This window comes from Novosphingobium sp. fls2-241-R2A-195, assembly GCF_030209485.1.
GTDB lineage: Bacteria > Pseudomonadota > Alphaproteobacteria > Sphingomonadales > Sphingomonadaceae > Novosphingobium > Novosphingobium resinovorum.
In genome coordinates, this window is the sequence record NZ_JARVRY010000028.1 from 22,717 (window position 1) to 44,731 (window position 22,015).

Sequence of the window (22,015 nt, forward strand, 5' to 3'; positions counted from 1 at the left end):
AATGAGCGACGTAAAGGATGCAGGACCCAAGCTGGCCGGACTGGTGCGCGCAGGCGACGAGCAGGCCGAGGCGATCCGGGTGACCGACTTCATCTTCCAGGCGAACGACATCTCAAACGCCTACCTCGTCACCACCGCCGAGGGCGACGTGATGGTCAACACCGGCTTCATGGACAACGCCGAGCGCACGAAGCGCTTGCTGGCGCCGCACCGGGCCGGGCCGCTCGCCTTCGTGATCCTCACGCAGAGCCATGCCGACCACTACGGCGGCTTGCCGGAATTCCTCGAAGACGGCACGCAAGTGATCGGCGGCCCCGGTTTCAACGAGGCTTTGGCCGACATGAACGGCCTGCAGGCTTTCTTCGGGCCGAGAAGCCGCAAGCTCTGGGGCTCGACGCTCAAGCGCGGTTCGACACCCAAGCCGCCGCCGCACGTCGTGCCGGACATTCTCGTCGATCGCCGCCTGACGCTAGAACTCGGCGGGCGCACCTTCGAGCTGATCTCCACGCCGGAGGGCGAGACGGTGGACAGCCTCACCGTCTGGCTGCCGAAGGAGAAGATCGCCTTTACCGGCAATGTCTTCGGGCCGGTGTGGCTGTCGATGCCGTTCCTCAATACCCTGCGCGGCGACAAGCCGCGGCTGGTGCGCAATTACCTCAAGTCGCTGGAAACCATCCGCGATCTCGGCGCGGAAATCGTGATCACCGGCCACGGCGAGGCGATCGTCGGCAAGGAGCGCATCCGCGCCGACCTCGACAAGCTGCACGCGGCGGTGTCTCACGTGCGCGACTATACGCTGGAGGGCATGAAGGCGGGCAAGGACGTCCACACTCTGATGCGTGAATTCGCCTGGCCCGAGGGGCTGGAGATCGGCGAATTTCACGGCAAGGCGAGCTGGGCGGTCAAGTCGATCTGGCGCGAGTATTCGGGCTGGCTGCACTATGAGGACGGCACCACCGCGCTCTACGGCGTGCCGCGCAGCAGCATCGATGCGGACCTTGTCGAACTGGCGGGCGGGGCTGGCAAACTTGCCCGGCGGGCGCAGGAGAAGCTGGACGGCGGCGCGGCGCTGGAGGCCGTGCACCTCACCGACATAGCCCTCGGCGCAGAACCGACCAACGCCGAGGCCATCGCCGTCCGCAAGGCCGCGCATGAAGTCTTGCTGGCCGAGAGCGGCGGACGCAATCTTTCGGAAACTATGTGGCTGCGCTCCGAACTCGCCGAGATGGAAGCGAAACTCTAGGAATATTCCACTCTCATCTCGTCATTGCGAGCGAAGCGAAGCAATCCAGGGCGGTGTCAGACTGCTCTGGATTGCCTCGCTTCGCTCGCAATGACGAATTATGAGCGGGTGCTAATGGTCAGTGCCCGGACTTCTCAATCGTCGATCCTGACCATTCCGCCCAGAACCGGTCCGCCCGCGACGGCGATGGCTTCGCCGGTGATGTAGCTCGCCGCATCGCTGACCAGGAAGCCGACGAGCTGTGCCACGTCCTCGGGCTGGCCGTAGCGACGCAGCGGAAAGACATGCGCGGCGCTGTCCGCGTCGAAGCCGGTCTTCTCCCATCCGGCGCGGGCCTTCTCGGTCGCGGTCATGCCGGGGGCGACGGCGTTGACGCGCACACCTGTTGGCCCCCACTCGGCAGCCGCGACGCGGGTGAACATCTGGACGCCCGCCTTGGCCGCCGAATAGGCCGCCACGCCCTGCGTTCCGTGCATCCCGGCGACCGAGGACACGTTGACGATGCAGCCCTTCACCTTGCGCAAATGCGGAAACGCCGCCTGCGAGGCATACATCGCCGAATTGAGATTGAGCGCGATGTCGCGGTCCCATTTGGCCGGGTCCATCTTCGCAATGCCGACGTGCCCATGGGCTCCGCCCGCGTTGTTGACGAGGATGTCGAGCCGCCCGAAATGCACCGCTGCCGCCTCGACCATGGCCTGCACGGGTGCCAGTTCGCGCACGTCGGCCTCTACCGCCAGACCCTTGCGGCCGAGCGCTTCGATCTCCGCCACCACCGCGTCGAGCGGCGCGCGCTTGCGACCCGCCACTGCAATGTCCGCGCCGCGCCGGGCCAGCAGCAGCGCGATGGCCCGGCCGATGCCGGTGCCGCCGCCGGTAACCAGCGCCACGCGGCCGGTCAGGTCGAATTCCTCGAACATCCTTTTCTCCTCTCCATCGGGCGCTGCTAGCAGCGTCGCCGCGATATCCGGGCCGCTCCCGCCACTGGCTCTTGGCAACCGTGCCCACACCTTATTCACTCTCATCCAAAGGCACGGGGCCATCGCCGGGATGATCGGCGATGAGCGCTCACACCAACGGACTCGCAGATAAAGATAGTAAATACTATCTAATGCGCAAGCAAGATGGGAGCAGGGTTCAATGAGCGAGCACGATCTACTCGATCTGGGAGGGCAGGTGGCGGTGGTCACCGGGGCCGGGCAGAACGCGGGGCGCGGCATCGCGCTCGAACTGGCGCGGCACAATGCGGGGGGCATCGCGGTGAACGACTTCGTGGCCGAACGCGCAGAAGCCGTAGCCGAGGAAATCCGCGCGATGGGCGTGCCGGCGCTGGCGGTGCCCTTCGACGTGGGCGATCTCGACGCGATCCGTGCTGCCGATGCCGCGATCCGCGACAAGCTCGGCGCCGCGACGATCCTGGTCAACAATGCCGGGATGGCCGGGCCGGGAGGCTCGCTGCGTCCGACCCTCAACTTCTGGGAGGAGGAGCCCTCGGCCTGGGACCGCTATCTGCGCACCAACCTCTATGGCGTCTACAATGCCTGTTTCGCGTTCATTCCGAACATGGTGGCGGCGAAGAAGGGCCGCATCGTCACCATAGTTTCGGATTCAGGCCGCGTGGGCGAGCCCAAGCTCGCGGTCTATGCCTCGGCCAAGGCGGGGGCGCAGGGTTTCGTGCGCTCGATCGCCAAGGAACTCGGGCGCTACAACGTGACCAGCAACGCCGTCTCGCTGTCCTCGCTGATGCCGGACATGCCTGCGGAAAAGCTCGCCGAAGTCATGCAGGGCGATCACGCCAAGGCGCAGATGGCCCGCTACACGATCCGCCGCTACGGCAAGTCCGACGACGTCGCCGCGCTCGTGACGTTCCTGTGCTCCGACGCGGCGGAGTGGATCACGGGGCAGACCTATCCGCTCAACGGCGGTTACGCGCCTTCGATGTGAGGCAAAGGCGCGCGGTTCGCCAATCGCGCGCCTTCGCGTTCACTCGACCGTGACGCTCTTGGCGAGGTTGCGCGGCTGGTCGACGTCGGTCCCCTTCACACAGGCGACGTGATAGGCGAGGAGTTGGACCGGCACCGCATAGACCAGCGGCGCGATCAGCGGGTGCACGCGCGGCATCTCGATGGTCGCGATGCAGCCTTCGCCCGCCTCGGCGATGCCTTCCGAGTCGGAGATCAGCACCACCTTGCCGCCGCGTGCGCGCACCTCCTGCATGTTGCTGACGGTCTTCTCGAACAGCGGGCCGGAAGGGGCGAGGACGATCACCGGCACCGCTTCGTCGATGAGCGCGATGGGGCCGTGCTTCATTTCACCCGAAGCATAACCTTCGGCGTGGATATAGCTGATTTCCTTGAGTTTCAGTGCACCTTCGAGGGCCAGCGGATAGTCCGGGCCGCGTCCGAGGTAGAGCACGTCGCGTGCGGGCGCGATGAGGTGCGCCATGGCCGCGATTTCCTCGTCATGATCGAGCGCGGCGTTGAGGCTGGCGGGTGTGGCGAGCAGGTGCTGGACGACTTCCGCTTCCTCAGCGCGGTCCATCCGCCCGCGCTTGACCGCCAGATGCGCGGCAAGGGCGGCGAGAACGGCAAGCTGGCAGGTGAAGGCCTTGGTCGAGGCGACGCCGATCTCCGGACCGGCGTGGGTCGGCAGCAGCAGGTCCGCCTCGCGCGCCATCGTGCTGGTGGGCACGTTGACGACGACGGCGATGGTCTGCCCGGCTGCCTTGCAATGCTTTAGCGCGGCGAGGGTGTCGGCCGTCTCGCCCGATTGCGAGATGAACAGCGCCAGGCCGCCGTCTTCCAGAACCGGGTCGCGGTAACGGAACTCGCTGGCCACGTCGATATCGACGGGCACTCGGGCGAAAGTCTCGATCCAGTACTTCGCGACCATGCCGGCGTAGAAGCTGGTGCCGCAGGCGACGATGGTGATGCGCTTGACCGAACCGAGGTCGAAATCGATCTGCGGCAGCGCTACCGACTGGTCGACCTGGCGCAGATAGCTGCGCAGCGTCTGGGCGACCACGGTGGGCTGCTCGAAGATTTCCTTCTGCATGAAGTGGCGGAAATTGCCCTTCTCGATCGCCACGGCCGACGCGCCGGAGGTGACGACTTCGCGCGTCACCGGATTGTTGTCGGCGTCGTAGATCGTCGCGCCCTCACGGGTGATGACGACCCAGTCACCTTCTTCGAGGTAGGTGATCTTCTGAGTCAGCGGGGCGAGGGCCAGCGCGTCCGAACCGAGGTAGGTCTCGCCGTCTCCGTAGCCGACGACCAGCGGCGAGCCGAGGCGGGCGCCGATCAGCATATCCGGGAAGCGGCGGAAGGCGATCGCGAGCGCGAAGGCCCCGCGCAGCTGAGGCAGGACCGCCTTGACGGCGTCTTCCGGCGATACGCCCGCTTCGACCTGCTCGGACACCAGATGCGCGACGACTTCGGTGTCGGTCTGGCTCTCGAAGGTGCGGCCGCGCGATTCGAGGGCTTCGCGCAGGGGCTTGAAGTTCTCGATGATGCCGTTGTGGACGAGCGCCAGTTCGGCGGTCGCGTGCGGGTGGGCATTGGCGGCGGTCGGCGCGCCGTGGGTGGCCCAGCGGGTATGGGCGATGCCGGTCAGGCCCGGCGCCGGATCACGCGCCAGTTCCTTGACGAGGTTCATCAACTTGCCCTCGGCGCGGCGGCGCACGAGCTGGCCGTCAAACAACGTACAGACGCCAGCGCTGTCGTAGCCGCGATATTCCATCCGGCGCAGGCCGTCGACCAGCCGGTCCGCCACGTCTTCCTTGCCGACGATGCCGATGATGCCACACATGAGATTAAGTGCCTTGGTCTAGAGAGAGTAGGGGACGCGGATGCCCGGCATGCTTGCCGGAAAATCCTTGGTATTTCGTGTAACCAGAATGCGCTGGCGCACTTGCGCAGAGGCCAGGATGATCGCGTCGGGCAATTTCAGTTTCGGTCGCTCCCGTCGTAGCGCTGCGGCATGGCGAGCGATCTCCGCGTCCACTTCCTCGATCAGGAAGCCGGACAGGAATATCTCTATGTTCCTGAGAGTTGCGCCGCCTTCCTTGGAAAGAACCTCAGTCCAGACCAGCCTGCTTATGCAGGGCCGATCAACACGTGCGATCTCGGCGTGGGCGGGCGGAAAACCGTTCAGCGCATCGATCAGGATATTGCTGTCGAACGAATAACCGCTCATTCCGCAGACGGCTTCCGGCCGGATTGGGCGAGATAATGCGCGCGTTCGCGGTCATCCTGCTCGTCGAAAAGGTCCGGAAATTCGGCCTTCACCTCTTCGTAGTCGTCATCCCACGGCCGGGTCCACGAAGCGCGCTCGCGGCGTTGCCAATCTATTGGATCGCCGATGTCCTGGCGGTTCTTCCAGATGCCGAAAGCCTGATCCAGCCAGTCCTTGCCACTCGCCGGCTGCGCATGGGCCTTGTAGGTCGATACCGCCTCGCGCAGGACCGAAGCGCGCGACTGGCCGAGTTCGGCGGCGCGGGCGTCGAGCCAGCGGATGTCCTCGTCGGGCAGGTCTGCGAGAATACGCGTCATGATATCGCGATATCATATCGTGATATCATCGGCAAGGCGGATGTATCGTGAGCCATGGCAGGACAGTGCCGGATCGCCGATGACCGGGCGCTGTCCTGCACATTACATTCGCGTCATCAATCGCCGTCGATGAGGTTGCCCAGCGAGCCCAGCAGCGATCCCTCGCCGCGGTTCTGGCCGCCGGTCGAGCCTGCCGCCGCCAGCATCCGCCCGGCGAGCCGCGAGAACGGCAGCGACTGGATCCAGACTTTCCCGGGGCCGCGCAGGCGGGCAAAAAAGACGCCTTCTCCACCGAAAATCATGGACTTGACGGAGCCTGCTCGCACCACATCGAACTCCACGCTGGGCTGGAAGGCGGCGACGCAGCCGGTATCGACGTGGAGTTCTTCTCCGGCGCGAAGCTCGCGCTCGATCACGGTGCCGCCCATCTGGACGAAGACCCAGCCGTCGCCTTCCAGCTTCTGCATGATGAAGCCTTCGCCGCCGAACAGGCCGGTCATGATGCGCTGCTGGAAGTGGATGCCGATGGACACGCCGCGCGCGGCGCACAGGAAGGCGTCCTTCTGGCAGATCAGCCGTCCGCCGACTTCGTCCAGCTTGATCGGCAGGATCGAGCCGGGGATCGGCGCCGCGAAGGATACGCGTGCCTTGCCTGAGCCGCGATGGGTGAAGACGGTGGTGAACAGGCTTTCGCCCGTCACGAGGCGCTTGCCTGCGCCCAGCAGCTTGCCCATGAAGCCGCCGCCCTGATCCGCCGAGCCGTCGCCGAATACGGTGGTCATGTCGATGGAGGCGTCCTTCCAGACCATCGCCCCGGCTTCGGCCACCGCGCTTTCGCCGGGGTCGAGTTCGATCTCGACGAACTGGAGTTCCTGGCCCTTGATCTCGAAATCGACGTCGTCGGAAAGCGATGAACTGCGCGTATGGCTCCAGGGGCTGTTTGCCATCGAAAATCTCCGTCGTCGGCCCACCAGCGGACCATGTGCGATGAGACGAGGGTTTGATTTCGGCAAGATGACTTGTCAAACCGCGCCGGTCGGATATTCTTCGCAGTTCAACGAACACTGTCTGACGATTGGCCCACGTAGAAGGGCTCGGCACAGACCGGCGCGGTATCGGTGTTTTGGGGAGAGGAAAAACACCGATGAACGCTCGAATTGCGTCTTCCGTTCTTGTTTCGCTTTTCATCGCGGGAGCGGCTCATGCCGAACCCGTGCAGCAACAGCCGCATCTTGTGGCGGCCAATTTCGCACCCGCCGCGCGGGTGACGGATACCCGCTTCGACGCCGCCGCCCATGTCCAGCAGGGCTACGATCTGATCCGCCAGGGCAAGCAGGCGCAGGCGGTCAAGCTGTTCGACAAGGTCATCGCCGATGCCGACCAGCGGCTTTCCGGCGATTTGCGCCCACGCCTCTGCCGTGACGGCGGGGCGGCCGCTGCCGGCAGCGTCGACGTCGATCCCGCACTGTGCGAGGCGCATTTCGGCAAGGGCTTCGCGCTCATCGATCTGGGTCGAGGCGATCTTGCCGAGGCTGAATTGCGGCAGGCCTCGCAGATGGCGCCGGGCAATGCCCACTTCGCCAACGAATATGCCGAACTCTTCAAGTCGCGCCGTGACTGGCAGGGCAGCTACGATCTGTTCGCCAAGGCCTGGGCCGTGGTCGACAAGTCCACGACCGGCAAGGACGCACGGATAGCGGCGCGCGCCCTGCGGGGGATGGGTTTCACCAAGGCGGCGATGGGGCAGTATGACGAGGCGGAGAAGTTCTACGACCAGTCGCTGCAGTACGATCCCAAGAGCGAGATCGCGCGGGTGGAACTGAGCAATATTTCACGCCGTAAGCTCATCGGTTCCTGAGCTTTCAGTTCCCAACACCAGATCGTCATTGCGAGCGAAGCGAAGCAATCCAGGGCCGCGTAAACCGCCTTGGATTGCTTCGCTTCGCTCGCAATGACGAACGTGTTTCAGGTCGGCGGCATACCCGGCTGGATCAGCCCTTCAACTCGGCCTTCTTCTTCTTCATCGCATCATGGAAACGGTCGGCCCAGCCGGGCTTGACCAGTTGTTCCCCGCGCACGAGGCGCAGTTCGCCGTCCGCCACGTCGCGGGTGACCGCGCTGCCCGCCGCCACGATCGCGTCGGCGCCGATCTTCACAGGCGCCACCAGCGCGCTGTTGGAGCCGATGAAGGCGCGCTCGCCGATCACGGTCTTGTGCTTGAAGTAGCCGTCGTAGTTGCAGGTGATCGTGCCCGCGCCGATGTTGGCGCCCGCACCGACCACCGCGTCGCCGAGGTAGGTCAGGTGGTTGGCCTTCGCGCCTTCGCCCAGCACGGCGTTCTTCATCTCGACGAAGTTGCCGATCTTGGACCCGGCCTTGAGCACCGCGCCGGGCCGCAGGCGAGCGTAAGGTCCAATGGCGACGCCGCTTTCGAGCGTCGCGCCCTCGAGGTGCGAGAAGGCGTGAATGACGACGTTATCGGCGACGGTAACACCGGGGCCGAACACCACGTTGGGCTCGACGGTGACGTCGCGGCCGAGCTTCGTGTCCCAGGCGAAGAATACGGTTTCCGGCGCGATCAAGGTCACGCCGTCGGCCATGGCCTGCACCCGGCGCTTCTTCTGCCAGCGCCCTTCGGCTTCGGCGAGTTCGCCGCGGCTGTTGATGCCGCCGACTTCGTCCGGGTCGTCAGTGACGATCACCGCGCAGGCGCATCCTTCGAGCGTGGCGATATTGACGATGTCGACGAGGTAATACTCGCCCTGGGCGTTCTCGTTGCCGACTTTGGCGAGCAGGTCGAACAGATCGGCCGACTTCACCGCCATCAGGCCCGAATTGCACAAGCGGCAGGCGCGCTGTTCCTCGGTGGCATCCTTGTACTCGACCATCATCGCGATGCGCCCGTCATCATGGGCGAGCACACGGCCGTATTGCAGCGGGTCCTCGGGCTGGAAGCCGAGCACGACCACTGCCGGGGCATCCTCGGCATGGAGGCGGGCGATCATCGCGCGCATCGTCTCTTCGCGCACGAAGGGCACATCGCCGTAGAGGATCAGCACGTCGCCGTCGAAGCCCGCCAGCGCGCCCTCGGCCTGCTGGACGGCGTGGCCGGTGCCGAGCTGCGGCTCCTGCACCGCGATCGTCGCGCGGCTTCCCAGCGCCTTTTCCAACTGCTCGCGCCCATGCCCGGCGACGACGACCTGCCGCTCGGGAGCCAACTGCGCGGCGCTAGCCAGCAGATGTTCCAGCATCGGGCGGCCGGCTACGGGATGGAGCACCTTGTGCAGGTCGCTCTTCATGCGGGTGCCCTTGCCGGCGGCGAGGACGACGATTGCGAGGGGGTTACTGGCCAAAGTCATGGGTGCTCTCCTGCCAGCAAATTGTTGCGGTTTCCATCCCGAGCCTGCACTGCTTGGCGCAATGACCAGCTTTCCTTTTCAGATCGTCGGTTTCGACCTCGACGGAACCCTTCTCGACAGTCTCGGCGACCTTGGCCACGCGGTCAATCACGCCCTTTCTCTGGAAGGCCGCCGGGCCGTCCCGCGCGAGGAAGTGCGCGGGTTCGTGGGCGGCGGCGCGCGCAAGATGCTCGCCAATGCGCTCGTCGCGACGGGCGGCGCGGTGGACGATGTGCGCTTCGAGGAACTGCACGATGCGCTGCTCGCCTTTTACGAAGCCAATATCGCGGTCGAGACCTGCCTGTTCCCCGGCGGCACGGCGATGCTGGACGAACTGGCGGCGCGCGGCGTGAAGATCGCCGTCGTCACCAACAAGCTGGAGCGGTTCGCCACGAAGATCTTCGGCGAACTCGGCCTGTCGGAGCGGTTCTACACGGTGATCGGCGGCGACACCCTCGGCCCCGGCCGGGCCAAGCCGCGTCCCGACCTGCTGCAGCTGATGCTGGAACGCGGCGGGGAAGGGCGTGCGGCTTATGTCGGCGATACCACGTACGACACGCGCGCGGCGGCGGCGGCGGGGCTGCCGTGCATCGCGGTCAGCTTCGGTTTCAACGACCTGCCGCCCGGCGAACTCGGCGCGTCGGCGGTGATCGACCATTTCGACCAACTCGTCCCCGCGCTCGAGCGGATCGGCAACAACGCGGGGCCGATACCCGCCTGACCCGCTTGCCCGCCCGGCGGCTTCGTGCGAGCCCTCCGTTCGAAAGAGGGAGAGCCGACGATGCCGACACCGGGTGAGAAGCTGCGCGCGTTGATCGAGAACGGCGAGCATTTTGTCGCCGCCGAGGCCTACAGCGCGCTCACCGGGCGAATCGTCCAGCAGGTCGGGTTCAAGGCGGCCTATCTTGGCGGCCATGCCTGCTCGGCATTTCACTATGCGGTGCCCGACAACGGCATCTTCAGCCAGATCGAACAGATCGACCAGGCGGGCCGCATCGCGCAGGCCATGGATATTCCGCTGATCGCCGACGCCGATACGCTGGGCGAGACGGTGGCCGATGCATACCGCTTCACGAAGATGTACGTCGCGGCCGGGATCGCCGGGTATCACATTGAGGACGAGGTGAACCCCAAGCATTCCAAGCATGCGAATGGCCTCTGCTCGATCGAGGAGATGCAATGCCGGATCGAGGCCGGGGTGAAGGCGCGGGGCGACTCGGGCCTGGTGATCATCGCGCGCTGCGATGAACTCTACACCAGCGCCAATGGCGGCGGCGGTTCGGGCTCGGTGGAAGAGGCGATCCGGCGGGGGCACGCTTATGCCGAGGCGGGGGCCGACGCGATCGTTTTCGCCAGCGCTCCCCCTGAGCAGCAGGCCGAAGTCATCCCGCATATGCCGATCCCGGTTTGCACGCTTGGGTTCAACTTGCCGGATACGGGGTTCACGCTTTCGACCGGGTGGGGCTGGGTCTCGGCGGCGGTGAACCACCTCAAGATGGCGCGCGAGCTGATGGAGACCGGCTGGGTCGCCAGCGCGATGGACGCTTTCCGTAACTTCCCGGAGAAGTACGACCTGATCGATCAGAAGCTGTATGATGATCTCATCGTCGACTGGGCGGAGCGGACCGGCAAGCCGACGCGGCCCAATCACGCGCGATAGCCCCTCCGCCCGTCATTGCGAGCGTAGCGAAGCAATCCAGGGCAGTCTTGAGCCGCCCTGGATTGCTTCGCTACGCTCGCAATGACGAGGTATGCGGGGGCTTACTTCGGTTCCGCCACATCCTTCGGCAGCGCCAGCACCTCCAGCCCGGCCTCGGGCGTGAGGTAGCGCTGGGCCATCGCCTGCACGTCCGCCGGGGTAAGCGCCAGCAGCTGTTCGCGCGCATTTTGGAAACGCTCGATCCGATCGGGCTGGGACTGCGCGTGGTCGACGAGTGCCATCCAGCCCGCATTGCTCTTGAGCGCGTTGGCGAGGCTTTCGATCATCGGCTGCCGCGCACGCAGCAGGATGTCGGCGCTGACCGGGGCCTTGCGCAGATCGTCCAGCACCTGCCGGATCGCCGCGCGTGTCGCGGGCACTTCGGCGACGTCCACCGAGGCGTTGACCGAGAAGGTGCCATAGCCTTTCCACTCATGCGAAAGCTGGCTCGATGCCGAGGGCGAGTAGGCCTTGCCCAGCGCCTCGCGCAGCTGGTCGGTCAGTTCGACGCGCATGACCCGTTCCAGCAGTTCGAGTTCGAGCGCCTCGACCGGATCGGTGTCGTCGCGCGTGGGCCAGGTGATTCGTATCAAGGCCTGATCCGCAGGGCCGGTGTGACGGACGATCCGCGCCGACCGATCGCTGGCGAAGAGGCGAGGGGGCTGGCCGGTCTCACCATGGAAGGCCATCTCGCGGGCGGGCAGGGCGCCAAACGTGCGGGCAACCAGCGCGATCGCGGCGTCTTCGTCGATGTCGCCGACGAGGCCGATCTCGATCGCGCCCCGGGCCAGCCGGTCGCTGACGTCGGTCTTCAGCTTGGCATAGGACAAGTGGCGATAATCCTCGACGTTGCCGAGGCTGAAACGCGGGTCGTCGTTGCTGAGGATGCCGCCGATGCGGGCCGCGAGCGCCGAGGCCGGGGTCGCATCGAGCTGTGCGAAGTAGTTGTTGATCGCCTGCCGATAGCGCACTTCGCCTTCGGGCCGGTAACCGGGGTCGGTGACCAGCGCGGCTAGCAGCTGCAGCTGGATTTCGAGGTCGCGCGGGGTCGTCGTCACCCGCGAATCGAAGCTCGCCGCCGCGCTCGACAACCCGAGCCCGACGCTGCGCCCGGCGAGAATCGTGTCGAGCGAATCGCGGCTGTGCTTGGCGAGGCCGCCATCGTCGAGATTGGGCACCAACTGCGTCGCATGCGGGTTCTCGCGCGTGTTCAGCCGGTCGCCGCCGTCTATGGCGAGGCTCACGCGCACGCGGTCCTTTTCGAGATCGGTCTTGCGCAAGTTGAGCATGACCCCGTTGGCGAACCGCACCTCGCGGATGCCGAGGTCTTCGCGCCGGGTGTCCGATAAGACCTGCCCTGCCGGGCCGAAATCGGTGTACGCGAACTGCGCGGTGTCGGCGGCGGCTTCCTTGTCGATTTTCGCGCGCATGACCTCGCGCCAGGCATCGCGCAGCGCGGTTGCACCGCCTTCGGGCGCCTTGCGGCCCTGGAAGCGGATCAGCGGCGCGTCGAGCGTCAGCGCTTCGCGCTTGAGCGCCGCCAGCACGGCTTCGGGGGTGATCTGCGGAGCGAAGCGCTCGAAGCGTTCCAGCCCAGACTGCGGCGTAGAGGGCACCATCTCGTCATCGACCAGCGAGAGCGCCAGTGCCGTCAGCATCGCATTGCTGCGCGTCGAGGCCGAGGCGGCGGCGTTGACGATGCCGGTGCGAACTTGCGCCACCTGCTCGGCGACTTCGGCCGCCGAGAAGCCGTAGGCGAGGGCGCGGCGGTATTCGATCCCGGCCGCCTCCAGCCCGGCGCGCCACTTGCCGTCCACGGTGTCGATGATGATCCGGGTCGAGCGCGCCGCCTTGAACACGTCGCCGGTGCCGAAGCCCGCGCCCCGGAACGGCGGCTCGGCGCTGCGGGCGAGGCGCTGGAGGCGGCGGTTGACGATGTCGTAGCCGATCGAGCGCAGCAGTGTCTCGCGGCGCTCGGCGATCGAGTCGGGTTCGTCCTGGTACGGCCCGTTGCGCTGGACGGTCACGCGCTCGGACAAGGCCGGGTCGAGGTAGACGCCGGTGCGGGCCTTGTCCTTGGCCTTGACCGGGCCGGGGGAGGGTTGCTGCTCGGCGGGCTTGGCGCTCCAGTCGTTGAAGTGGCGCACGATGCCCGCTTCCACCGCAGCGACGTCGAAATCGCCGACCACCACGAGGGTGACGTGGGCGGGGACGTATTCGCGTTCGTAGAAGGCGCGCAGGGATGCGGCGTCGGCGGCGTTCAGGGTTTCGACGGTGCCGATGGGGAAGCGCTGGGCGTAGAGCGACTTGGGGTAGAAGAACCGCGTCGTGTCGATGGCGTTGCGCAAGGCCCAGGAGTTGCGGTCGCGCATTTCCGCCAGGACGACGCCGCGCTCGCGGGCTACCGCCTCCTGCGAGATGGTGAGATTGCTCGCGGTCTCGCGCATCAGCATCAGCGCGGTGTCGATCAGCGCCGGGTCATTGCGGGGCAGGTCCAGCTTGTAGAGCGTGCGGTCGAAGCTGGTCGAGGCATTGGTGTCGGCGCCGAAGGCCAGCCCCTCGCGCTCCAGCAGCGGCACCATCTGGCCCTCGGGCACGCGTTGCGAGCCGTTGAAGGCCATGTGTTCGAGGAAATGCGCGAAGCCCTGTTCGGCAGGGGATTCGTCGAGCGATCCGGCCTCGACGTCCATGCGCACGATCGCGGTTCCGGCGGGCGTCGCGTTGTGGCGGACGATGTAGCGCATGCCGTTGGGCAGGCGGCCGAAGCGAAAATCGGGATCGACCGGGATGTCGCTGCGGTCGAAGGCCCAGACGGTCCCGGTGGCAGCGCTTGGGGCGGGTTTGTCCTTGGCGGCCAGTGGCATGGGAGCCAGTGCGACAAGGAGCGCGATCAGGGAAACTCTCATCGCGTTGAGGAGTGCCAAGGCCGGAAGGCGAAGGCAAGGCGCATGTTGAGCACGCGGACATGCCGTGGCGAGGTGGGAACGCTGCCCGGCGCGGTATGCATGACCTCGTTCTCGTCATTGCGAGCGAAGCGAAGCAATCCAGGGCGGTGTCAGACTGCCCTGGATTGCTTCGCTTCGCTCGCAATGACGAATCTGGGTTATCGGTTTTCTGACGATCGCAGCGGGAAGCGGCCTCATAGAAAAAGGCGGCGCTCCCACCGGAACGCCGCCCTTTCAATTCAACGCCTTGCGTGGCTTACTTGCCGCGTAGCTTGCGGTGCTTGGTGAGGTCCAGCACTTCGCTCGGGCCGTTGTCGTCCTGCAGCAGGCCGAGGCGGCGGGCGACTTCCTGGTAGGCCTCTTCCTCGCCGCCGAGGTCGCGGCGGAAGCGGTCCTTGTCGAGTTTCTCGCCGGTGGTCATGTCCCACAGGCGGCAGCCGTCGGGGCTGATCTCGTCGGCCAGGATCACGCGGCTGAAGTCGCCGTCCCAGATGCGTCCGAATTCGAGCTTGAAGTCGACGAGGCGGATGTTGATCGCCGCGAACATGCCGGCCATGAAGTCGTTCACGCGGATCGCCATGGCGGCGATGTCCTGCATCTCGTCATGGTTGGCCCAGCCGAAGCAGGCGATGTGTTCCTCGGCGATAAGCGGGTCGCCCAGCGCGTCGTCCTTGTAGTAGTACTCGATCAGCGTGTGCGGCAGCATCTCGCCCTCGGGGATGCCGAGGCGCTTGGAGATGGAACCGGCGGCCACGTTGCGCACCACGACCTCGATCGGGATGATCTCGACCTGGCGGACCAGCTGCTCGCGCATGTTGAGGCGGCGGATGAAGTGGTTGGGCACGCCGATGTGGTTCAGGCGCGTGAACACATACTCGCTGATGCGATTGTTGATGACGCCCTTGCCCTGGATAGTGCCCTTCTTCTGGGCATTGAACGCGGTCGCATCGTCCTTGAAGTACTGGATCAGCGTGCCGGGCTCGGGGCCTTCGTAAAGGATCTTGGCCTTGCCTTCGTAGATCTGGCGGCGACGGGACATGCGCTTGGGTCCTTGCAAAACGTGCGAAAGAGCAAGCCCCGGCGCTTCGGGAAGGCCGGGGCATTCGAGCGGGCATATAATGGAAGCCGGTGTAAAAGCAAACTGCCCGCGCGGCAGGGGCCTCCGGGGCGAAGATGAGCGAGGAATTGTGCGGATGGGCGTGACAATCGAGGTGCTGACGGGGGCGCAGATGCTGGCGGCCGTGGGCGATCTTGCGCGACTGCGGATCGCGGTCTTCGCCGAATGGCCGTACCTCTACGACGGCGCGGAGGCTTACGAGGAAAGCTACCTGCGCGAATTTGCCGACGCGACCGATGCCGTGCTGGTGGCGGCGCGCGATGGAGCCCGGGTCGTGGGTATGGCGACGGCCTCTTCCATGGCGGCGCAGAAGGCGGAGTTTCGCGCGCCTTTCGAGTCGCGCGGGCTGGACGTGGCGGGGCTGTTCTACTTCGGCGAATCCGTGCTGCTGCCGGAATATCGCGGGCGAGGGATCGGCCATGCCTTCTTCGACCATCGCGAGGCGCAGGCGCGGCGGCGTGGTGCCAAGGCGACGACGTTCGCGGCGGTTGTGCGGCCTTTCGATCATCCGGACCTTCCGGAGGGATACGTGCCGCTCGACGGGTTCTGGCGCAGGCGGGGTTACGCGCCGGTGGAGGGGCTGGTCACCGAACTGGCGTGGAAGGACCACCGGGATGCGGAGGATCGTCCGAAGCCGATGCAGTACTGGATGCGGGAGCTTTAGTTCCTCCCCCGCCGGGGAGGAACGTCAGCGCGCCTTCAACTCCGCCACCAGCGCCCGTGCCGCCGCACTGACCTGCTCCCACGTCGACTCGAACCCTTCCGGCCCGCCGTAGTAGGGATCGGCCACGTCCTGCCCCTCCAGCCCCGGCACGTGGTCGAGCAGCAGCGACAGGCGCGCCTTGCCATTCGAGGGCGCGATGCGGCGCAAGTCGGCGAGGTTGGAGGCGTCCAGCGCGACGATGCGGTCGAAACGGCGGAAGTCCTGCGCCTTTACCTGCCGCGCGCGGTAGGAGTGGATGTCGATGCCGTGGCGCGCGGCCTCGGCGCAGGAGCGCGGGTCCGGTCCCTTGCCGACATGCCATGACCCGGTGCCGGCCGAATCGACGAGCACCTCCAGCCGGGCGCGCTCGGCCTCGTGGCGCAGCGCGGCTTCGGCGAGGGGAGAGCGGCAGATGTTGCCGAGGCAGACGAACAGGACGGAGGGAACATGCGACATGCCCCTCGCGATAGCGCGACCGGCCCGCTGCGTCACTCCGGTATGGGAGCCTTTGCGCTTTCGGCCAGCTGCAGCAGCATCGCCCGTACGTCGGCGACCACGAAGGGCTTGTTGAGCATCGGCCGGTCGGCATGTCCGCGCGGCAGATGCTCGCGGTCATAGCCGCTGACGAAGGCGAAGGGCGTGTCGCGTGCGGCGAGGGCGTCGGCGACGGGGTCTATCTTCTCGCCGTTGAGATTGCCGTCGAGAAGCGCGAGGTCCGGCCCGGTTTCGCGGATCATGGCAAGGGCCTGATCGCACGACGTCGCAGGGCCGATGGCGATGCAGCCGCCGTCCTCGATCTCCATGATCAGTTCCATCGCGACCAGCGGCTCGTCCTCGACCACGAGGATGCGCATCGGCGGCAGGGAGGCGGGCGCTCTGACCACCGGGGGCTGTGGGGCGGACCGGGGTTCCGGCTGCGGGGCGGGTTCGGCGACGCCCGCGCCTGCAACCAGTGGCAGCACCATCGACCAGCGCACGCCTTCGGGCGCGAACTCGGAGACGATGCGGGCGCCGTCGGAAACCATGCTGTGCTCGATCAGGGTCGAGCCGAAGCCGCGCCGCTCCGGCGGGGAGACGGGCGGGCCACCGTGCTCGCTCCATTCCATCGTCAGCACGTCGCGCGAGACGGTCCAGACGAGGCGCACGGTGCCGACCGCATTGGAGAAAGCCCCGTACTTGTGCGCATTGGTGGCGAGTTCGTGGAACACCAGCGAGAAGCGCAGCGCCAGTTCGGGTGGCAGGTCGGCGTCGGGGCCGTCGAGCAGCAGCCTATCCTCGCTGAGCGCACCGATGGCGACGTGGTCGGCGATAAGGCGCTTGAGGCCCGCGCTTTCCCAAGTGGTTGCGCTGAGCATCGAGTGCGCGCGCGCCAGCGCCTGCAGGCGGCCGGTGAAAGCGTCCTGGAATTCCCGGTGCGAGCGGGCATGGCGGAACCCCTGCGAGGCGATCGCCTGCACTGTGGCCAGCGTGTTCTTCACCCGGTGGTTGAGTTCGCCGATGAGCAGGCGCTGGGTGTCCTCGGCGCGGCGGCGTTCGGTGATGTCGAGCATCTCGATCATCACGCTGCCGGGGCGCAGGCCAGTGCCCGCGAGCGAGGAACAGTACCATTCGCCTTCGCGCAAGGACCCGTCGGCACGGCGGTAGCGGTGCTCCTGCATGGCGCGGCGGTCGCCGCCTTCGAGCAGTTCGCCCATGCCCTTCAGGAACGCCTCGCGCCCGCCGTTCGGCGGCAGGAACGGCGCTTCCGAAAGGGGCACGCCGAGCATGTCGGCGGCGGTATAGCCCATCGTGCGTTCGGCGCCCTTGTACCAGCCGACGATGCGCAGGCTGGAATCGATCTCCAGCACCGCCATTGGCGAATTGTCGCCATGCGCGCGCAGACGGCCCAGCGCGGCGCCGAGTTCATCGCGCTGGAATGCGATCTCGCGGCGCTGGCGGGCCAGCTCGACGAACACCGTGACCTTCGAATTGAGTACGGTGATGTCGATGGGCTTGAGCAGGTAATCGACCGCGCCGGTCTCGAAGCCGCGGAACTTGCGCCGCTCGTCCGTGGCGACGGCGGTGAGGAAGATGATCGGCACGCCGCGCGTCCGCTCGGTCCCGCGCATGAGTTCGGCCAGTTCGAAGCCGTCCATCTCGGGCATCTGCACGTCGAGCAGGGCCAGCGCGAAGTCTTGCCGCAGCAGCAGTTCCAGCGCCTCGAAGCCCGATGACGCAGTGACGAGTTCGACGCCGGGCTGGTCCAGCGCGGCTTCCAGCGCGATCAGGTTCTCGCGGACGTCGTCCACCGCAAGGATGCGCAAGGGTTCATTCGGCAAAGGCGGCCTCCTGCACATCGTGCGTGGTGCGCCGCCAGATTTTCTCGGCCGGGGCGAAGTCTGAAAAGCACTCGGTCTCCGCCGAGAACGCGACGGTCTCCTTGGAGCCGAGGCCGAGGAAGCCGCCGGGCGGCAGCGACTGGGCGAAGAGGCCGAGCGCGCGGTCCTGCAGGGCGCGGTCGAAATAGATCAGGACGTTGCGGCTCGACACCAGCTGGACCTCGGAGAACACCGCGTCGCTGGCGAGGTTGTGGTCGGCGAAGACCGCGCGGCGGCGCAGCGCCGGGTCGAAGCGGGCGACGTTGCTGTTGGCGGTGTAGTAGTCCGAAAGCGAACCCTTGCCGCCTGCCTCGCGGTAATTGCGCGAGAAACCGGCGATGCGCTCGATATCGAAGATGCCTGCCTCCGCCTTGGCCAGCGCGGGCCGGCTGATGTCGGTGCAGTAGAACATCGTGCGATCCTCCAGCCCCGCCTCGCGGAACAGGATGGCGAGGGAGTAGAACTCCTCGCCGTTGGCGCAGCCCGCGATCCACACCTTGATCGTCGGCCATGTGGCGAGGTGGGGGATCACCGTCTCGCGGATCGTCCGGAAATATTCGGGGTCGCGGAACATGTCGCTGACCTGGATGGTCAGGAAGCCGATCAGCACCGGCAGGCTGGCGGAATCGTGGAGGATCACGTCGAGCAGGCCGGAGAGGTGCGCCACGCCGAAATGGGCTTGCGCGCGTTCGAGGCGGCGCAGCAGCGAGGCGCGCGAATAGTCGCGGAAATCGTACTGGTAGCGCCGCCAGATGGCCTCGACGATGAGGTCCAGTTCGATGTCGTTCAGGCTGTCGCCGGAGCGGATGACCATCATCTTTCTCGCCCGGTCATCGCGGCATCCACACGCGCACGAGGCTGAGCAGCTTGTCGATGTCGAGCGGCTTGGAGAGGTAGTCGTTGGCGCCCGCGTCGATGCATTCGCGGTGGTCGCGCTCCATGGCCTTGGCGGTGAGCGCGATGATCGGCAGGCGCGACCACTGCGGGTCCTTGCGGATCTCCTTCATGCAGGTGAGGCCGTCCATTTCCGGCATCATCACGTCCATCAGCACGAGATCGACCGGCGCGCCGTCGCTGTCGGCGCTGCGGGCGAGTTCGTTCAGCGCCTCGATCCCGTTGCGGGCGATCCGCACCCCGACGCCGTGCGGCTCTAGCACCGAGGTTAGCGCGTAGACGTTGCGGATGTCGTCCTCGACCACCAGGATCTGGCGGCCCTCCAGCGCCTGGTCGCGGCCCAGCGAGCGGGCGAGCAGCTGCTGCTTTTCCTGCGGCAGTTCGGAGACGACCTGGTGGAGGAACAGCGTGACTTCGTCGAGCAGGCGTTCGGGGCTCTTGGCGCCCTTGACGATGATCGACTTGGAATAGCGCCGCAGCCGCATCTCCTCTTCGGGCGAGAGGTCACGGCCGGTGTAGACGATCACCGGCGGGAAGCCGACGCTCTCGTCGTGCGAAAGGCGTTCGAGCAGGTCCAGCCCCGACATGTCGGGCAGGTTGAGGTCGAGCACCATGCAGTCGAACGTCTCGGTGCCGAGGCTGCCCAGGCATTCGGCGGCGGAGTGGACCTCCACCGTCTCGACATCGCGCGAGGCGAGCAGGTGGTGGATCGCCTCGGCCTGCTGGGCGTCGTCCTCGACCACCAGCACGCGGCGCAGGCGCTGCGACATGCGCGCCTCCAGCCCTTCGAGCATGTCGACCAAGGTGTCGCGGCTGACGGGCTTGAACAGGTAGCCGACCGCGCCGCTGGCGAGCGCCGCATGGTCGTCATGGTCGGCCGAGACGATATGGACCGGGATATGGCGGGTGCGGGCGTCGCGCTTGATGCGGTCGAGCACCGAGAGGCCGGTGTGATCGGGCAGGTGCATGTCGAGGATCACCGCCTGCGGCAGATACTGGCGCGCGAGCAGGGCGCCTTCGTCGGCGGTCCCGGCGATCAGGCACGAGAAGCCGACTTCGTGCGCGAGGTCGGCAAGGATGCCGGCGAAGGCCGGATCGTCCTCGACGATGAGGATCACGCGCGAATCGCCGCTCAGCGTCTCACGGTCGTCGGCGATGGCGGCGAGGCGGCGCGGGGCCGTCGGCGCGGGCGTCGGCGACGTGGCAAGCGGCGTGGGCGAGGGGCGGCGGACCTGTTCGGGCGCGGCTTCGGCGTCGAAGTGCTCGGGCAGGGTGATGGTGAAGGCGCTGCCCTTGCCGGGTTCGCTCTCCAAAGTGATCGTGCCGCCGAGCAGCTGCGACAATTCGCGCGAGATCGAGAGGCCAAGGCCGGTGCCGCCATACTTGCGGGCGATGCCGCCGTCGGCCTGACGGAACGCCTCGAAGATCGTGCCCTGCTTGTCGGCGGGGATGCCGGTGCCGGTGTCGCGCACGGTGAAGGCGACGTTCCCGGCGGCACGGCCGACCTCGATGGCGACGTGGCCGCGCTCGGTGAACTTGATCGCGTTCGACAGGAAGTTCTTGAGCACTTGCTCCAGCCGCAGAGGGTCGGTCTCGATTTCGCCCGCCACGTCGGCGATGCGCAGTTCCAGGCCGCGCTTGGCGGCGGCGGGGGCGAACGTATCGCGCAGCTTGGCGAGGATCGCGGCGACCGGGACGGTGCGCGGTTCCAGCTCCAGCTTGCCTGCCTCGATCTTGGAAATGTCGAGCACGTCGTTGATCAGCGCGAGCAGGTCGTTGCCGGACGTCTCGATCGTCTCGGCAAAGCGGACCTGCTCGGACGAGAGGTTGCCGCCGCGATTGTCGGCCAGCAGGCGCGCCATGATCAGCAGCGAGTTGAGCGGCGTGCGCAGCTCATGGCTCATGTTGGCGAGGAATTCGCTCTTGTAGCGGCTCGCCTGTTCCAGATCCTCGGTCTGGCCGCGCAGCATCGTCTGGGCGCGGGTCAGTTCGTCGCGCTGGGCTTCGAGCGAGGTCGCCTGTTCCTCCAGCTGGGCGTTGGAGCGTTCCAGTTCGGCCTGCTGGGCTTCGAGTTCGGTCTGGGAATTCTGCAGGGCCTTGGCCTGCGCTTCCAGTTCGTCGTTGGTGGCGCGCAGTTCCTCGCTCTGGTTGGCGAGTTCCTCGGCCTGCTGCTGGGTTTCGGAGAGCAGGTGCTCCAGCCGCGCGCGGTATTTGGCGGAGCGCAGCGAGAGGCCGACCGCGCCGGAAATCGTGTCGAGGAAGCGGGGCGCGTCTTCGGGGCGGGCCTCGGGCGTGTCGAGGAAGCCGAGTTCGATGACGGCATTGACCTTGCCGTCGATCGCGGCCGCGCCGAGTACCAGACGGTCCAGCGGCGATTGCCCGAGCGCGGTCCCGAACGAGAGATAGCCGGCAGGGGCCTTCGCGATCGTACGGGTGCGCCCGTCGCGGATCACTTCGGCAAGCAGGCCGTCGTCGGGCGCGAGCTGGTCGGGAACCCCGGCACCTTTGGGTACGCCGTAACTGGCGACGCGGCGAAAGGCGCCTTCGTCATTGACGTAGACGATCCCCGCCGCCGCGCCGAAGCGATCGACGAGGAAACTGATCACGCGGTGCGAGAGGTCGTCGAGGGAGAGGTTTCCGGTCGTCTCCCGCGCCAGCTTCGCTTCGCCTTCACGCAGGGCCTGCAAGGCCCGCGCGGAATTGCGGTAGCTGATGAACGCGGCGCCGATGCCGGCCAGCGTCAGGTTGGTGATCGTGCCCAGGGTGCGGTTGATGAGCGCGATTTCCTTGGCCACGCCTTCGGGCGCCAGCTGGTAGCCGATCACGATCAGCACGGTCGTCGCGGCGGCCACGGCAAGGGGCGCAAGCCGATGCGGTGCGAGATAGGACAGCACCGTCGGCAACAGGTAGATGACCCAGATCGAGGTGCCCAGCGGGAAACGGGTGTCGGCGATGAAGGTCAGGCCGATGACGATGGGTAGCAGGATGTAGAGAAATTTGGTGGAATCCAGTCCGCGGGCGGTTGCCATTCACTCGTCTCGCGGGGGGTACAGAACCGCTTCAGCCGGACCGCTCCCCCATCACGCGCGGTCCCCGGATCAGCTCGAAT

General features: G+C 66.6%; 18 protein-coding genes. 6 read left to right on the plus strand and 12 right to left on the minus strand.

Annotated elements, in window-relative coordinates:
• Window position 1 precedes the first annotated feature (1 nt).
• The gene (locus QRN25_RS21745; RefSeq protein ID WP_285021316.1) at window positions 2-1,243 is read left to right on the plus strand and encodes an MBL fold metallo-hydrolase; all 1,242 of its coding nucleotides are present in this window, start codon (window positions 2-4) and stop codon (window positions 1,241-1,243) included.
• 134 nt (window positions 1,244-1,377) lie between these two features.
• Here QRN25_RS21745 and QRN25_RS21750 read toward each other — a convergent pair whose 3' ends face one another.
• On the minus strand, window positions 1,378-2,163 hold the full coding sequence (locus tag QRN25_RS21750) for an SDR family NAD(P)-dependent oxidoreductase (RefSeq protein ID WP_285021317.1): 786 nt from the start codon (window positions 2,161-2,163) through the stop codon (window positions 1,378-1,380).
• A gap of 220 nt (window positions 2,164-2,383) precedes the next feature.
• Between QRN25_RS21750 and QRN25_RS21755 the strand changes: the two genes are divergently transcribed.
• Complete coding sequence (locus QRN25_RS21755; protein WP_285021319.1) at window positions 2,384-3,187, plus strand: SDR family NAD(P)-dependent oxidoreductase; 804 nt, start codon at window positions 2,384-2,386, stop codon at window positions 3,185-3,187.
• Between the two features lie 39 nt (window positions 3,188-3,226).
• On the opposite strand, the gene glmS is transcribed toward QRN25_RS21755, so the two are convergent.
• From glmS to QRN25_RS21775, 4 genes are all read right to left on the minus strand, one after another.
• The gene (glmS, locus tag QRN25_RS21760; RefSeq protein WP_285021320.1) at window positions 3,227-5,050 is read right to left on the minus strand and encodes a glutamine--fructose-6-phosphate transaminase (isomerizing); all 1,824 of its coding nucleotides are present in this window, start codon (window positions 5,048-5,050) and stop codon (window positions 3,227-3,229) included.
• 18 nt (window positions 5,051-5,068) lie between these two features.
• Window positions 5,069-5,437: a type II toxin-antitoxin system VapC family toxin gene (locus tag QRN25_RS21765; protein ID WP_069707660.1), complete on the minus strand. Its 369-nt coding sequence runs from the start codon at window positions 5,435-5,437 to the stop codon at window positions 5,069-5,071.
• On the minus strand, window positions 5,434-5,793 hold the full coding sequence (locus tag QRN25_RS21770) for a ribbon-helix-helix protein, CopG family (protein WP_285021322.1): 360 nt from the start codon (window positions 5,791-5,793) through the stop codon (window positions 5,434-5,436). Before QRN25_RS21770 ends, QRN25_RS21765 begins: the two co-directional genes overlap by 4 nt.
• A gap of 116 nt (window positions 5,794-5,909) precedes the next feature.
• A complete protein-coding gene (locus QRN25_RS21775) occupies window positions 5,910-6,740 on the minus strand; it encodes a TIGR00266 family protein (protein ID WP_008832307.1) in 831 nt (276 codons plus the stop codon).
• 197 nt (window positions 6,741-6,937) lie between these two features.
• Between QRN25_RS21775 and QRN25_RS21780 the strand changes: the two genes are divergently transcribed.
• Window positions 6,938-7,651 (plus strand): tetratricopeptide repeat protein, encoded by a 714-nt coding sequence (locus QRN25_RS21780; RefSeq protein WP_285021323.1) that lies wholly within the window; start codon window positions 6,938-6,940, stop codon window positions 7,649-7,651.
• A 133-nt stretch (window positions 7,652-7,784) separates the two neighbouring features.
• Here QRN25_RS21780 and glmU read toward each other — a convergent pair whose 3' ends face one another.
• Entirely contained in the window at window positions 7,785-9,152 is a 1,368-nt protein-coding gene (glmU, locus tag QRN25_RS21785) for a bifunctional UDP-N-acetylglucosamine diphosphorylase/glucosamine-1-phosphate N-acetyltransferase GlmU (protein WP_285021324.1), read from the minus strand.
• Window positions 9,153-9,213: 61 nt separating this feature from the next.
• Here glmU and QRN25_RS21790 point away from each other — a divergent pair, with 61 nt between their 5' ends.
• Window positions 9,214-9,912 (plus strand): HAD-IA family hydrolase, encoded by a 699-nt coding sequence (locus tag QRN25_RS21790; protein WP_285021325.1) that lies wholly within the window; start codon window positions 9,214-9,216, stop codon window positions 9,910-9,912.
• Between the two features lie 60 nt (window positions 9,913-9,972).
• Window positions 9,973-10,851 carry an isocitrate lyase/PEP mutase family protein gene (locus QRN25_RS21795; RefSeq protein ID WP_285021327.1) on the plus strand — a complete coding sequence of 293 codons (879 nt, stop codon included), beginning with the start codon at window positions 9,973-9,975 and terminating at the stop codon, window positions 10,849-10,851.
• Window positions 10,852-10,952: 101 nt separating this feature from the next.
• Here QRN25_RS21795 and QRN25_RS21800 read toward each other — a convergent pair whose 3' ends face one another.
• Window positions 10,953-13,796, minus strand: a complete 2,844-nt coding sequence (locus tag QRN25_RS21800; protein ID WP_285021328.1) for a M16 family metallopeptidase — start codon at window positions 13,794-13,796, stop codon at window positions 10,953-10,955.
• A 295-nt stretch (window positions 13,797-14,091) separates the two neighbouring features.
• On the minus strand, window positions 14,092-14,874 hold the full coding sequence (purC, locus tag QRN25_RS21805; RefSeq protein WP_008832179.1) for a phosphoribosylaminoimidazolesuccinocarboxamide synthase: 783 nt from the start codon (window positions 14,872-14,874) through the stop codon (window positions 14,092-14,094).
• Between the two features lie 154 nt (window positions 14,875-15,028).
• Here purC and QRN25_RS21810 point away from each other — a divergent pair, with 154 nt between their 5' ends.
• Entirely contained in the window at window positions 15,029-15,616 is a 588-nt protein-coding gene (locus tag QRN25_RS21810; protein WP_285021329.1) for a GNAT family N-acetyltransferase, read from the plus strand.
• A 24-nt stretch (window positions 15,617-15,640) separates the two neighbouring features.
• Here the strand turns inward: QRN25_RS21810 and QRN25_RS21815 are convergent, their stop codons facing one another.
• From QRN25_RS21815 to QRN25_RS21830, 4 genes are read right to left on the minus strand one after another with little or no spacing between them, the layout of a single operon-like run.
• Window positions 15,641-16,111, minus strand: coding sequence for a low molecular weight protein-tyrosine-phosphatase (locus QRN25_RS21815; RefSeq protein ID WP_285021330.1), 471 nt, complete (start codon window positions 16,109-16,111; stop codon window positions 15,641-15,643).
• 32 nt (window positions 16,112-16,143) lie between these two features.
• Window positions 16,144-17,973, minus strand: a complete 1,830-nt coding sequence (locus QRN25_RS21820) for a response regulator (protein WP_285021331.1) — start codon at window positions 17,971-17,973, stop codon at window positions 16,144-16,146.
• Window positions 17,963-18,829, minus strand: a complete 867-nt coding sequence (locus QRN25_RS21825) for a CheR family methyltransferase (protein ID WP_285021333.1) — start codon at window positions 18,827-18,829, stop codon at window positions 17,963-17,965. Before QRN25_RS21825 ends, QRN25_RS21820 begins: the two co-directional genes overlap by 11 nt.
• A 13-nt stretch (window positions 18,830-18,842) precedes the next feature.
• Window positions 18,843-21,935, minus strand: coding sequence for a response regulator (locus QRN25_RS21830; protein WP_285021334.1), 3,093 nt, complete (start codon window positions 21,933-21,935; stop codon window positions 18,843-18,845).
• Window positions 21,936-22,015: the final 80 nt, after the last annotated feature.